The sequence below is a fragment of the Cupriavidus sp. 01L415 genome (assembly GCF_056400065.1).
This window is the reverse complement of sequence record NZ_JBFTSP010000013.1, coordinates 61,730-76,015: the sequence shown is the minus strand read 5'-3', so window position 1 is coordinate 76,015 and position 14,286 is coordinate 61,730. Positions and strand designations below refer to the sequence as shown.

The following is a 14,286-nucleotide window of genomic DNA, read 5'->3' as shown; positions in this document are numbered from 1 at the left end:
TTCTCTTTTCCAATGCGATGGAAGCCACCGGCTCAGCTGAACATCAGCGCCGTGAGCAGGAAGTCCAGCCCCAGGACCGCCAGCGATGCCAGCACCACGGTGCGCGTGGTTGCGCGCGACACGCCTTCCGGCGTCGGGTTGGCCTCGAAACCTTGATACAAGGCAATAAACGTCACCGCGATGCCAAAGATGAAGCTCTTGATCACGCCATTGAGCACATCGGCACGCACATCCACGCCGCCCTGCATCTGCGACCAGAACGCCCCGGCGTCCACCCCGATCAGCTGCACGCCGACCAGATAGCCGCCCAGGATGCCCACGGCGCTGAAGATGGCCGCCAGAATCGGCATGGCGATGACACCCGCCCAGAAGCGCGGGGCAATCACGCGCTGCAGCGGGTTCACGGCCATCATCTCCATGGCCGTCAGTTGTTCGCCCGCCTTCATCAGGCCGATCTCTGCCGTCAGCGACGTGCCGGCACGGCCCGCGAACAGCAATGCACTCACCACCGGCCCAAGCTCACGGACCAGCGACAGCGCCACCAGTAGGCCCAATGCCTGCTCGGAGCCGTAGCGGTTCAGGGTGTAGTAGCCCTGCAGGCCCAGTACGAAACCGACAAACAGGCCCGAGACGGCGATGATCACAAGCGACAGGTTGCCGACGAAGAAGACCTGGTCGGTCACCAGCCGGAAGCGCCGCAGCAAGGCCGGCGACAACGCGAGCAGGGCGAAGAACATGCGGGTGGCGCGGCCGAGTCCGCCCACGAACTGGCGTACCGAGGCGCCGATGGCGGTAAAGAAGCCGGTCAACGCGATCCTCCGGCAGCAAAGTCGTCGGCCAGCGAGGGACCGGGATAGTGAAACGGCACCGGTCCGTCGGCCTCGGCATGCACGAACTGGTGCACGAACGGGTCGGTCGACGCGCGCAGCGCCTCCGGCTCGCCCTCGGCGGCAATGCTGCCGTTGGCAATGAAGTAGACGTAGTCGGCGATCTGGAACGTCTCCTGCACGTCGTGCGAGACGATGATCGTCGTCGCACCCAGTGCGTCGTTCAGGCTGCGAATCAGGTTGGCGGTCAGGCCCAGCGAGATCGGGTCCAGTCCGGCAAACGGCTCGTCATACATGATCAGGGCCGGATCCAGCGCAATCGCCCGGGCCAGCGCCACGCGCCGCGCCATGCCGCCTGAAATCTGCGCGGGCATCAGGTCGCGCGCACCGCGCAAGCCGACGGCATTGAGCTTCATCAGGACCAGGTCACGGATCATCGATTCCGGCAGGTCGGTGTGCTCGCGCAGGGGGAAGGCAACGTTGTCGAATACAGACAAATCAGTGAACAACGCGCCAAACTGGAACAACATGCCCATCTGACGCCGGACGGCGTAGAGCCCGTCCTGGTCCATCGTATCGATGTCGGCGCCGTTGAATGTGACGCGTCCGCTCTGCGGACGAACCATGCCGCCGATCAGTCGCATCACCGTGGTTTTGCCACAGCCGGACCCGCCCATGACGGCCACCACCTTGCCGCGCGGAAAACGCATGGAAAGGCCGGAAAGGATGGGCTTGTCGCCAGCCGCGTATGCAAAATCGACATCCGCGAGTTCGACGACGTTCGGGCCGGTAAAAAGCTGGCCGGGAAGGCTCGGTACGGTAGCGATCACGTTGGCACCGGATTGGACAGGCGGCCATTATAAGGGCTACCACCTATGTGCGCCGGTTGCCGTGTGGTGATCTCTACATTGCACGTTGGACAACAATCCGTGGCGTTACCGCAGGCCAAGTCGGGGTTACGGCTCACCACCCTGCCCGGCCTGCCGGAGAATGACCTGCCACTGGATCGACTCCGAGCGGATGGCGGTAGCGAACGCCTCCGGAGAATCCTGCACTGCCGTCAGCCCGGCCGCCAGGAGGCGTGCCCGGACTTCGCGCTCGTTTGTCACATTGTCGAGTTCCGCCGCCAGCCGGGCGACGATGGCTCGCGGCGTCTTGGCCGGCGCCATCACGCCGTACCAGGCGGCCGCGGCGTAACCTTCGAGGCCCGACTCCTGCAGTGTCGGCACCTGAGGTGCCAGCGGCGAGCGCGCCACACCTGTCACGGCAAGCATGCGCAGCGTGCCGGCCCGCACATGGCTCTGCACCGCCGAATACGAGCAGAAGCACGCGCTGATGCGGCCCGCGAGCATTTCCTGCACCACGGCATTCTCGCCCTTGGCGGCCACCAGCGGCACGCCACTCGGAATGCCGCGCACGGCGTACTCCGCATACAGATGCGCCGGACTGCCGGACTGGCCATATCCGTAGCTATATGAAGAAGGGTTCGAGCGCACCGCCGTCGCCCATTGCTGAGGCGTCTGCATCGGCAGGCGGCCATCGATCACCAGGAACAGCGGCATCGTGGCGACGCGTGCCACCGGCGTGAAGTCGCGCACCACGTCATAGGGCACCGGCTCCAGCCCAGGCTGGATCAGCATATTGGCCTGATGGAAAAGCAGGGTGTGTCCGTCGGAACTGGACTTGGCGACGACATCGCCCGCCATCGTGCCGGCCGCTCCCGGGCGGTTGTCGACTTCCACCGGCACACCGAGCCGGACCGCCAGCCGTTCGGCCAGCAGTCGGGCGACGGCATCGGCGACGCCCCCGGCCGGAAACGGCACGATCAGCCGCATCGGCCTGGCCGGGAATGACACCTGACGATTGAGCGCCTCGGCGCGCGGGCTTGCTGGAATGCTGGCGAGTTGGGCGCCCGATGCGGGGGCCCCCGGCGGCTGTGCGAACGCCATGGCGGCGCCCGCGCATGCGCACAGGAATGCGGCACCCCGAAGCCATCGCCGCGGGACTGCCTGGTTGGCAGCGAGTGTTGGCAACTTCGCTTTACCTCGCCAAAGCCGCGACAACTTGCGAACTTCGGACATCAATTTCCTCCGGGCCGCAGCGTGATGCATGCGACACCAAATCGGCTGAAAGGGATTCGAGGCAGTCTCTTTGTTATCGTTTTTGGGCATTGTACGAACAATGTCCGAGACGGCACAGACCACGTAAACCATAGCCGGGTGGACCCCAATGCTGGCCCCGCGAAACGCCCGCCCGAGGCCGTCGCGCGGCAGGTGATGCATGACTCGCCCCGTATAATTCCCGGATGTCTGAAATCGTCCTGCGGCGGATGGCGGCCGCCGACATGTCCGCCGTGCTGGCCGTGCAGGCGCAGTGCTACGGCAGCGCCTTGCTCGAATCCGCCGATGCGCTCGCCAGCCGCCTGGCGCTTTCGCCAGACACGTGCTGGGTCGCAGCCCTGCCTGGAGGGCACCTTGCCGCTTATTTCTTCACGCACCCATGGCCCACGTCCACGCTGCCCCCGTTTGACGATGTACTCATGGCGCACTGGCCCGCGTCAGCATCCCTGACATGGTTCGTCCATGACATGGCCGTCGCGCCGGTGGGCCGTGGCGCCGGACTGGCGGCCCGGCTCTACGACGCTGCGCGCGACGCCGCACTGGCAATGGGTCTTGCGTCATCGCGCCTGATCGCCGTGCAGTCCGCGGCGGCCTGGTGGCGCAGGCTTGGGTACGCCCCGCTGCCCGCCATCGAAGCCGCGCCTCACGCCGCGAAGCTCGCCGCCTATGGGGTCGACGCGGTGCTCATGGAGCGTAGGCTCCCGGGCTGACGAAAGGCTGACAGCATGGGTGGCAGGTGATGCCCGGCCAGCACGTGCGCGTGCAGCCGGCTGGGCCGCCTACGAAAAAAATCCCCCGCACAGCCTCATGGCTTGCGGGGGATTTTCATTGCTCAGGGCGTGGTCGCGATCGCGGCCACCCCGTCGACAGTCAGCGCATCAGTTAGCGCGGCAGTTCCGTATGGCCCATCAGGAACGCGTCAACGGACCGGGCAGCCTGGCGGCCTTCGCGGATCGCCCATACCACGAGCGACTGGCCGCGGCGGACGTCGCCCGCAGCAAAGACCTTCGGCACGTTCGTGTAGTAAGCACGATCGCCTTCGGTCGCCGCCTTGGCGTTCTTGCGAGCATCCGTATCCACGCCGAAGGCTTCCAGCATCGAGCCCACCGGGTTCGTGAAGCCCATGGCCAGCAGCACCAGGTCGGCCTGCAGCACGAACTCGCTGCCCGGCACTTCCTGCATCTTGCCGTCCTTCCACTCCACGCGGCACGCCTTGAGCGACTTGACCTTGCCGTTCTCGCCGATGAATTCCTTGGTGGCGATCGACCAGTCACGCGAGCAGCCTTCGTCGTGCGACGACGACGTGCGCAGCTTGATCGGCCAGTACGGCCACACCAGCGGCTTGTTCTCTTCTTCCGGCGGTTGCGGCAGCAGCTCGAACTGGGTCACGGACTCGGCGCCATGGCGATTGGACGTGCCCACGCAGTCGGACCCCGTATCCCCGCCGCCGATCACGATCACGTGCTTGCCTTCGGCGCGGATCTCGTTCTGGCCGTCGCCCGCCACTTCCTTGTTCTGCGGGATCAGGAATTCCAGCGCGTAGTGCACGCCGGCGAGGTCACGGCCCGGCACCGGCAGGTCGCGCGGCACTTCCGCGCCGCCGGCCAGCACGACGGCGTCGAACTGGTCGACCAGCGCCTGAGCGGAAATGGTCTCGCGGGCGTAGTTCTTGATGCCGGCCGGCAGCGCGCCGTCGGTCACCATCACGCCCTCGCGGAACGTCACGCCTTCGGCCTGCATCTGCTCCATGCGGCGGTCGATCAGCGTCTTCTCCATCTTGAAGTCGGGGATGCCGTAGCGCAGCAGCCCGCCGATGCGGTCGTTCTTCTCGAACACGGTGACGTCATGGCCGGCACGCGCCAGTTGCTGTGCCGCGGCGAGGCCGGCGGGGCCGGAACCCACCACGGCCACGGTCTTGCCGGTCTTGTGAGCCGGCACCTGCGGTGCCACCCAGCCTTCGTCCCATGCCTTGTCGATGATCGCGTGCTCGATCGACTTGATGCCCACCGGCAGCTCGTTGATGCCCAGCGTACAGGCGGCCTCGCACGGTGCCGGGCAGATGCGGCCCGTGAACTCGGGGAAGTTGTTGGTCTGGTGCAGGACGTCGATCGCCGACTTCCAATCCTGGCGGTACACCAGGTCATTGAAGTCGGGAATGATGTTGTTGACCGGGCAGCCGTTGTTGCAGAACGGGATACCGCAATCCATGCAGCGCGCGCCCTGGATCTTCGCTTCGCTGTCGGACAGCGCGAACACGAACTCCTTGTAGTGCTTCACGCGCTTGACTACCGGTTCGTAGCCTTCGTTCTGGCGCGGAAATTCGAGAAAGCCAGTCGCCTTACCCATGTTGCATCCTTGGTCTTGCTTGGCGCGAGGCGGCCGGGCCAGCCTCGCGTGGGGTCAGAATCTTGTGGACGCCGCGAGCCGTGGGCCGCGGCGCCGTCTCATTGGGCAGCTGCCGGTCAGGCGGCCATCGCCTCGCGGTCGCTGTCGCGGGCGGCCTGCTCCTTCGCGAACATTTCGCCCAGGGCACGCTTGTACTCGGTCGGGAAGACCTTGACGAACTTGCGGCGTGCCGTGCTCCAGTCCGCCAGCAGCGCCTTGGCGCGCTCGGAACCGGTGTAGCGGAAATGCTGCTCGATCAGGTTGCGCAGGATGACTTCGTCAAGCTGGCGCTTGCCGCCCATCTTGTGCCATTGCGCCTGCGCCTGGCCCTTCTCCTGGTCGGCGGCGGCCAGCACGGACTCCAGCGCCACCATCGACGTGTTGCAGCGCTTGTCGAACAGGCCGTCCTCGTCATAGACGTAGGCCACGCCACCGGACATGCCTGCGGCGAAGTTACGGCCCGTGCCGCCCAGCACCACCACCGTGCCCCCGGTCATGTACTCGCAACCATGATCGCCGGTGCCCTCGACCACCGCCACGGCGCCCGAGTTACGCACGCCAAAGCGCTCGCCAGCCACGCCGTTGAAGAAGGCCTCGCCGGCGATGGCACCGTACAGCACCGTGTTACCGACGATGATGTTGCGGGTCGGGTCGCCACGGAATTCGTGCGGTGCACGCACGATCACGCGGCCGCCGGACAGGCCCTTGCCCACGTAGTCGTTGCCGTCGCCCACCAGGTCCAGCGTGATGCCGTGCGCCAGGAACGCGCCGAACGACTGGCCGGCCGTGCCTTGCAGCTGGATGTGGATCGTGTCGTCGGGCAGGCCGTCATGGCCATACTGCTTGGCCACCACGCCGGACAGCATCGCGCCGACCGTACGGTTCACGTTCTTGACCGGCTGGATGAACGACACACGCTCGCCCTTGTCGATCGCCGGACGCGCCTTGGCGATCAGCACGTGATCCAGCGCCTTGCCGGCTTCCACCGACAGACCGTGGTCCTGCACGTCCGTGTGGTAGCGCGGCACCTCGGCCGGGAACGGTGCCTGGTAGAAGATGCGACCAAAGTCCAGGCCGCGTGCCTTCCAGTGTTCGATGCCGGCGCGCGTGTCGAGCAGGTCGGCGCGGCCGATCAGTTCGTCAAACGTGCGGATGCCCAGCTGGGCCATGATCTCGCGGGCTTCCTCCGCAACGAAGAAGAAGAAGTTGACCACGTGTTCCGGCTTGCCCTGGAACTTCTTGCGCAGCGCGGGATCCTGCGTGGCCACGCCCACCGGGCAGGTGTTCAGGTGGCACTTGCGCATCATGATGCAGCCCTCGGCCACCAGCGGTGCGGTGGCGAAGCCGAATTCGTCCGCGCCCAGCAGCGCGCCGATCACGACGTCGCGGCCGGTCTTCATCTGGCCGTCGGCCTGCACGCGGATGCGGTTGCGCAGGCCGTTGAGCATCAGCGTCTGCTGCGTCTCGGCCAGGCCCAGTTCCCACGGCGTGCCGGCGTGCTTGATCGACGACCACGGCGAAGCGCCGGTGCCGCCGTCATGGCCGGCGATGACCACGTGGTCGGCCTTGGCCTTTGCCACGCCCGCGGCCACGGTGCCAACGCCCACTTCCGACACCAGCTTGACCGAGATGTCGGACACCGGGTTGACGTTCTTCAGGTCGTGGATCAGCTGTGCCAGATCCTCGATCGAGTAGATGTCGTGGTGCGGGGGCGGCGAGATCAGGCCGACGCCCGGCACCGAGTAACGCAGCTTGCCGATGTAGTCCGAGACCTTGTGGCCGGGCAGCTGGCCGCCTTCGCCAGGCTTGGCGCCCTGTGCCATCTTGATCTGGATCTGGTCGGCCGATGCCAGGTACTCGGCGGTCACGCCGAAGCGGCCCGACGCCACCTGCTTGATCTTCGATCGCAGCGAATCGCCGTCCTGCAGTTCCAGGTCGCGTTCGACCACGTGGTCGCCCAGCAGGCCCTTCAGGGTATCGCCCTGCTTGATGGGGATGCCACGCAGCTCGTTGCGGTAGCGCTTTTCGTCCTCGCCGCCTTCACCGGTGTTGGACTTGCCGCCGATGCGGTTCATCGCCACGGCCAGCGTGGTGTGGGCTTCGGTCGAGATCGAACCCAGCGACATGGCGCCGGTGGCGAATCGCTTGACGATGTCCTTGGCCGATTCCACCTCTGCCAGCGGAATCGCGCGGGCCGGGTCCACCTTGAACTCGAACAGGCCGCGCAGCGTCATGTGACGGCGGCTCTGGTCGTTGATGATGTTGGCGTATTCCTTGTACGTCTGGTAAGCGCCCTTGCCGTCGTCGGCACGTACCGAGTGCTGGAGCTTGGCCACCGAATCCGGCGTCCACATGTGCTCTTCGCCACGGACACGATAGGCGTACTCACCGCCGGCATCCAGCATGGTTTCCAGAACCGGGCTGTTGCCAAACGCGTCGCGATGCAGGCGCAGCGCTTCCTCGGCTACCTCGAAGATACCGATGCCTTCCACGTTGGACGGCGTGCCGTGGAAATACTTCTGCACGAGCTCGCGCGACAGGCCGATCGCCTCGAAGATCTGCGCGCCGGTGTACGACATGTACGTGGAGATGCCCATCTTGGACATCACCTTGTGCAGGCCCTTGCCGATCGCCTTGACGAAGTTCTTGACGGCCTTCTCCGGCGACAGATCGCCCGACAGGCCCGTGGCCATGTCGGCCAGCGTTTCCATCGCCAGGTACGGGTGCACGGCTTCCGCGCCGTAGCCGGCCAGCAGCGCGAAGTGGTGCACTTCCCGGGCCGAACCGGTTTCCACGACCAGGCCGGTCGACGTGCGCAGGCCCTTTTCCACCAGATGGTGATGCACGGCCGACGTGGCCAGCAGCGCCGGAATGGCGACCTGGTCAGCGTCCACGCGACGATCCGACACGATCAGGATGTTGTAGCCCGAACGCACCGCGTCCACGGCTTCGGCGCACAGCGAGGCCAGGCGGGCTTCGATGCCTTCCTTGCCCCAGGCCTTCGGATAGCAGATGTTCAGTTCGTACGAACGGAATTTGCCGCCGGTGTAGTGATCGATGTTGCGGATCTTGGCGATGTCCTTGAAGTCCAGCACGGGCTGGGACACCTCGAGGCGCATCGGCGGGTTGATGTTGTTCAGCTCCAGCAGGTTCGGCTTCGGCCCGATGAACGACACCAGCGACATCACCATGTTCTCGCGGATCGGGTCGATCGGCGGGTTGGTCACCTGGGCGAACAGCTGCTTGAAGTAGTGGTACAGGGTCTTGTTCTTGGACGAGAGCACGGCCAGCGGCGAGTCATTGCCCATCGACCCCGTGGCTTCCTCGCCCGCCAGCGCCATCGGCGCCATCAGGAACTTGACGTCTTCCTGCGTATAGCCGAACGCTTGCTGGCGATCCAGCAGGCGCGCCACCGGCTTCTTCTCGGCGGCCACGTCCTCGGGCTTGGCCTCGAGTTCGTCCAGCTTGATGCGCACGGCGTCGATCCAGCTCTTGTACGGCTTGGCGTTGGCCAGGTTGTCCTTGAGCTCCTTGTCGTCAATGATGCGGCCCTGCTCCATATCGATCAGGAACATCTTGCCCGGCTGCAGGCGCCACTTCTGGACGATGCGCGACTCGGGGAACGGCAGCACGCCGGCTTCGGATGCCAGTACCACGACATCGTCCTCGGTCACGTAGAAACGTGCCGGGCGCAGGCCGTTACGGTCCAGCGTGGCGCCGATCTGGCGGCCATCCGTAAAGCAGATCGCGGCGGGGCCGTCCCACGGCTCCATCATGGCGGCGTGATACTCGTAGAACGCGCGGCGGTTCTCGTCCATCAGCGTGTGCTGCTCCCAGGCTTCCGGGATCATCATCATCATCGCGTGGACGAGCGGGTAGCCGGCCATCGTCAGCAGTTCGAGGCAGTTGTCGAACGATGCGGTGTCGGACTGGCCCGGATAGATCAGCGGCCACAGCTTGGGCAGGTCGTCGCCGAGCACCGGCGAAGAGATGGCGCCAGTACGCGCGTTGACCCAGTTGACGTTGCCCTTGACCGTGTTGATTTCGCCGTTGTGGGCGACCATGCGGTACGGGTGGGCCAGTTCCCAGGCGGGGAACGTGTTGGTGGAGAAGCGCTGGTGCACGAGCGCCAGGGCCGACACAGCGCGAGCGTCCTGCAGGTCCAGGTAGTACTCGCCCACCTGGTTGGCCAGCAGCAGGCCCTTGTACACAACGGTCCGCGCCGACATCGACGGCACGAAGTATTCCTTGCCGTGCTTGAGCTTGAGCGCCTGGATGGCGTGGCTGGCGGTCTTGCGGATGACGTAGAGCTTACGTTCCAGCGCGTCCGTGGTCATGATGTCGCGGCCGCGACCGATGAAGATCTGGCGGATCACCGGCTCGGTCGTGCGTACGGTCGGGGACATCGGCATGTTGGCGTCCACGGGCACGTCACGCCAGCCCAGCACGACCTGGCCTTCCAGGCGCACCGTGCGCTCGAGCTCCTGCTCGCAGGCCAGGCGGGAAGCGTGTTCCTTCGGCAGGAAGATCATGCCCGCGCCGTATTCGCCGGCGGGCGGCAGCTTCACGCCCTGCTTGGCCATCTCCTCGCGGTAGAACTGGTCCGGGATCTGGATCAGGATGCCCGCGCCGTCGCCCATCAGCGCATCGGCGCCAACAGCGCCCCGGTGATCGAGGTTCTCCAGGATCTTCAGGCCCTGGGCAATGATTTCGTGGGACTTCTTGCCCTTGATGTGCGCCACCATGCCAACGCCGCAGGCGTCATGCTCATTGGTCGGGTCATACAGGCCTTGGGCCTGCGGGCGGGCGGCGATGTCGGAGGTGTGTTGCGAGTGGTCCACGGGCTGAATTCCGGTGAAGGCTGCGCAGCCAGCAAGGCAGACCGAACGGGATGGCTGGATACGTGCGCCTCATTCGCGGGCAGACGGCAAACAGCGGGACCGCAGCGGCGTACACGAGCGTGACGCGCCGCACAATGACTGTGGGTGGAGCAACTATAAGAGAATCAGAAATGTATCGCAAAAAATTTAAATGGGGTCAGAACACATTAAATTTCGCACCAGTTCAGTACCGCATTTAAATGGGGACACATTAGGTTTCCAACACAAATTCCTCATGTTGGTGCAACGACGGCATCGGCAGTATCCAGTTCGTCGTCGGATGCTCGCCTGGGTCTTCCCTTTGGCAACGGCTGGATACGGCGCGTGGCATGACGCTCGAGTTGCGTGAGGAAGGCCGCATCGCCCAGGGGCCAGCCGCTGTGGGCATGCTTGCGCAGCATTGCCAGGGTCTTGCCGGAGAGTCCCTCGGCGGTCAACGCGCGGTAGTTGGACTGGCGCTCGAACGGCGTATTGCCCAGATCCCAGTACGCGGAGTGGTCGCTTACAAGCGGGCTGGCTTCGATACCGGCGTGATGCCGATAGCTGCTCCAACGGTCGGCCTCCGGCGTTATCACATCGCCAGCCCGCATCGCGTTGCCTTCGACATAGAGCAGGGCCGGCAGCATCCAGGCCTCTGGCTCGAAGACCGCGGAGCGGAAACGGCCCTCCCACAGGGTGCCGGTGCGGTTGGCCACGCGATTGAAGTGGCGCGCGTAGCGGCGCCCCACCGCCTGCATGGCCAGGCTCAGGGAATCCGGAGTCTTGGGTGTGGCAACCAGATGGATGTGGTTCGGACGCAGTGCGTAGGCGTGGACGGCGAGCTCGTGCTCGCGCGCCGCCATCCGCAGGCAGTCTAGGTAGTGCAGGTAGTCCTCGGCACTGAGAAAAACGGGCTGGCGATTGTTGCCGCGCTGCAACACCAATGCTGGCAGGCCGGCGGGAGAGAAACGGGGAAGACGGGCCATGGGGCATCCATGCTTAGGTGATGCCCGCATGATATCGGATCCGATCGCGGATCCGTCCCCATTTAATTTGCCACCGCGGGACGGATCGGATCAGTTGCTTTCGCTGACGGCAAAGATCCGGCGGTGCTCGCGAATCGCGTAACGATCGGTCATGCCGGCAATGTAGTGGGCAATCAGGCGCGGCTGATCGCCGCCATGGCTGGCCTGGTACTGGGGTGGCAGCAGGCGGGAATCCTGCATGAACGCACTGAACAGGTCCGACACGATCCGCTGCGCCTTGGCCGACATCCGCATCACGAGATAGTGCCGGTAGAGGTGCCGGAACAGGAAACGCTTCAGGGCAGCGGCTTCCTCATGGATCCGGGGGCTGAACGCCACCAGCGGGCCCGCGGCGCGCACGGCGTCGATCGTCTTGGGACTGGCTGCGGCGATATTGCGGCCGGTCGTCTCGATCAGATCCACGATCAGCGTGTTGATCATGCGCCGGACCGTTTCATTGATGGCGCGGCGGCCATTGATGCCGGGAAACGCGGCAGTGACCTCGGCCCGGTGGCGCCCCCACATCGGCACCTCGTCCAACTGCTCCAGCGTCAGCAATCCCGAGCGCAGGCCATCGTCGATATCGTGATTGTTGTAGGCGATCTCATCGGCCAGATTGGCCAGCTGGGCCTCCAGCGACGGCTGCGCGCCCTCCAGGAAGCGGCGACCCAGCTCGCCAAGCGCTGCCGCATTGACGCGCGAGCAATGCTTGAGAATGCCTTCGCGCGTCTCGAACGTGAGGTTCAGGCCGTTGAAGCCGCCGTAGCGCTCCTCCAGTTCGTCCACGACCAGCAGGCTCTGCAGGTTGTGCTCGAACCCGCCGTAGTTCTTCATGCAGGTGTTGAGCGCGTCCTGGCCGGCATGGCCGAAAGGCGTGTGGCCAAGGTCGTGCGCCAACGAAATCGCCTCGACGAGATCCTCGTTCAGACGCAAGTTGCGGGCGATCGACCGCGCGATCTGCGCGACTTCCAGGCTGTGGGTCAGTCGCGTGCGAAACAGATCGCCCTCATGGTTCACAAAGACCTGGGTCTTGTACTCCAGACGGCGGAACGCGGTGCTGTGGATAACCCGGTCGCGGTCACGCTGGAATTCGCTGCGCGACGACGATGCCGGTTCGGCATGCACCCGTCCGCGCGTGTGCGCGGAGCGGGCAGCATAGGGGGCGAGATGGGATTCGAGGTCGGTCATGCGGCAATCCGTTGGCTGGGTCGGGGTTGCAAGGCATAACCGATCGGTCAGGCGACCGGTGCCTCGGTTGGGGGTTTCAGTACCGCATGGCGCAGTGTTTCGCGCAGATCCGGATCCGGCACGGTGGTAATGAAGGCTTCGCCAAGTTTTTTCAGCAGGATGAACTTGATGCTACCTGCTTCCGCCTTCTTGTCCACTTTCATCAGTTCGATGTAGCGGTCGGTGCCGAGTTCCGGCGCCACCACGGGCAACATGGCCGCCTGCGTCAGCTGGCGAATGCGCGCCCGGGTTTCCGTATCGATGAAGCCCAGGCGATGCGACAGATCCGCCGCCATCACCATGCCACAGCCCACGGCCTCACCGTGCAGCCATTCACCATAGCCCATGCCGGCTTCGATGGCATGGCCGAAGGTGTGGCCAAAGTTCAGAATCGCGCGCAGACCGCCTTCGCGCTCATCCTGCGCCACCACGGCGGCCTTGATCTCGCACGAGCGCTGCACGGCTTGCGCCATCAGCTCGGGATCGCAGGCGTTCAATGCGTCGATGTTCTGCTCGATCCAGACGAAGTATGCGGCGTCGGCAATTGCGCCGTGCTTGATGACTTCCGCCAGGCCCGCGGCCAGTTCCCGCGGCGGCAGCGTACGCAGCGTATCGATATCAGCGATCACCGCATTGGGCTGGTGAAACGCGCCAATCATGTTCTTGCCAAGCGGGTGGTTGATGCCCGTCTTGCCGCCGACCGAGGAGTCCACCTGCGACAGCAGCGTGGTCGGCATCTGCACGAACGGTACGCCGCGCATGTAACAGGCGGCTGCAAAGCCGGTCATGTCACCCACCACGCCACCGCCCAGCGCGATCAGCGTGGTCTTGCGATCGGCGCCTGCACGCAACAGCGCGTCGAAAATCAGGTTCAGCGTCTCCCACTGCTTGAAACGCTCGCCATCGGGCAACGTCACCACGCGCACGGTCTTGCCGAGACCAGCCAGCGTGGCTTGCACGCGGGCCGCGTACAGCGGACCCACGGTTTCATTGGTGACGATGACGGCGTGCTGACCGCGCACGTGCGGCCGCAGCAGCTCGGCGCGGTCCAGCAGGCCGCCACCGATATGGATCGGGTAGCTTCGCGCCCCGAGATCGACTTCCAGCGTGATCATGAGTGGGTGTCCTGCGCCGGCTGCTCCGCCCCCGCCGCGTCCCGCGTGTCCGCCGTCACTCCCGCAGCGCCGGTCACCCCGGTCGCATCGGTTGCCTCGGCAGTCTCCGGGGTACTTTCGGCGGGCGGAAATACAAAGCCGGCCATTTCGAGTTGCATAAGAACCATATTAGCAAGCTGTGCTACGGACGGCTTGCCGGTTTCGATGATGAAGTCCGCGACTTCCCGATAAAGCGGGTCGCGCTGGGCGTACAGCGCTTCAAGGCGGCCCTTGGGGTCCTCGGTCTGCAGCAGCGGTCGATTCCGGTCGTGCCGGGTACGCAGCCACAGATCATGCGGACTGGCGCGCAAATAGACTACGGTGCCGTTCTCGCGCAGCGCGGCCCGATTCTCCTCGCGCAGCACAGCGCCACCGCCAGTGGCCAGCACGATGCCGCTTCGCGACGCCAGTTCGGCAATCACCTGCGCCTCGCGCTCCCGGAAGCCGGCCTCGCCTTCATGCTCGAAAATGATAGGAATACGCACGCCGCAACGCGCTTCGAGCTCGTGATCCGAGTCGAAGAACGGATAGTTGAGGCGCCTGGCCACGGTGCGGCCGACTGTGGTCTTGCCGGCGCCCATCAGGCCAACGAAGAAAAGATTCGGGCGAGAGGCTGTCACTGGACTGTCGAGGTGGTGCGGGGTAAAGCGAGGTGCGCCGGCTTGCCGGCCCAGCCCTTGGAGGCATCG

10 protein-coding genes are annotated in these 14,286 nt (G+C 65.2%); 1 reads left to right on the top strand and 9 read right to left on the bottom strand.

The window, feature by feature from the left end:
* Positions 1–32: 32 nt before the first annotated feature.
* The 3 genes from mlaE to AC1DOX_RS18945 form a co-directional block, all read right to left on the bottom strand.
* Positions 33–809, bottom strand: a complete 777-nt coding sequence (gene mlaE / locus AC1DOX_RS18955) for a lipid asymmetry maintenance ABC transporter permease subunit MlaE (RefSeq protein WP_441619508.1) — start codon at positions 807–809, stop codon at positions 33–35.
* Positions 806–1,657, bottom strand: a complete 852-nt coding sequence (locus AC1DOX_RS18950; RefSeq protein ID WP_441619506.1) for an ABC transporter ATP-binding protein — start codon at positions 1,655–1,657, stop codon at positions 806–808. Before AC1DOX_RS18950 ends, mlaE begins: the two co-directional genes overlap by 4 nt.
* A gap of 126 nt (positions 1,658–1,783) precedes the next feature.
* The gene (locus AC1DOX_RS18945; protein ID WP_441619504.1) at positions 1,784–2,908 is read right to left on the bottom strand and encodes a tripartite tricarboxylate transporter substrate binding protein; all 1,125 of its coding nucleotides are present in this window, start codon (positions 2,906–2,908) and stop codon (positions 1,784–1,786) included.
* Positions 2,909–3,132: 224 nt separating this feature from the next.
* Here AC1DOX_RS18945 and AC1DOX_RS18940 point away from each other — a divergent pair, with 224 nt between their 5' ends.
* On the top strand, positions 3,133–3,657 hold the full coding sequence (locus AC1DOX_RS18940) for a GNAT family N-acetyltransferase (RefSeq protein ID WP_441619502.1): 525 nt from the start codon (positions 3,133–3,135) through the stop codon (positions 3,655–3,657).
* Positions 3,658–3,829: 172 nt separating this feature from the next.
* On the opposite strand, the gene AC1DOX_RS18935 is transcribed toward AC1DOX_RS18940, so the two are convergent.
* The 6 genes from AC1DOX_RS18935 to AC1DOX_RS18910 form a co-directional block, all read right to left on the bottom strand.
* Positions 3,830–5,293 carry a glutamate synthase subunit beta gene (locus AC1DOX_RS18935; RefSeq protein WP_441619500.1) on the bottom strand — a complete coding sequence of 488 codons (1,464 nt, stop codon included), beginning with the start codon at positions 5,291–5,293 and terminating at the stop codon, positions 3,830–3,832.
* Between the two features lie 116 nt (positions 5,294–5,409).
* Positions 5,410–10,077: a glutamate synthase-related protein gene (locus tag AC1DOX_RS18930; RefSeq protein WP_441619638.1), complete on the bottom strand. Its 4,668-nt coding sequence runs from the start codon at positions 10,075–10,077 to the stop codon at positions 5,410–5,412.
* A gap of 368 nt (positions 10,078–10,445) precedes the next feature.
* Positions 10,446–11,177, bottom strand: coding sequence for a transposase (locus AC1DOX_RS18925; RefSeq protein WP_441619498.1), 732 nt, complete (start codon positions 11,175–11,177; stop codon positions 10,446–10,448).
* 90 nt (positions 11,178–11,267) lie between these two features.
* On the bottom strand, positions 11,268–12,404 hold the full coding sequence (locus AC1DOX_RS18920) for a deoxyguanosinetriphosphate triphosphohydrolase (RefSeq protein WP_441619496.1): 1,137 nt from the start codon (positions 12,402–12,404) through the stop codon (positions 11,268–11,270).
* Positions 12,405–12,451: 47 nt separating this feature from the next.
* On the bottom strand, positions 12,452–13,558 hold the full coding sequence (gene aroB / locus AC1DOX_RS18915) for a 3-dehydroquinate synthase (RefSeq protein ID WP_441619495.1): 1,107 nt from the start codon (positions 13,556–13,558) through the stop codon (positions 12,452–12,454).
* Positions 13,555–14,178, bottom strand: a complete 624-nt coding sequence (locus tag AC1DOX_RS18910; RefSeq protein ID WP_255371450.1) for a shikimate kinase — start codon at positions 14,176–14,178, stop codon at positions 13,555–13,557. The genes aroB and AC1DOX_RS18910 overlap by 4 nt, the downstream gene beginning before the upstream one ends.
* Positions 14,179–14,286: the final 108 nt, after the last annotated feature.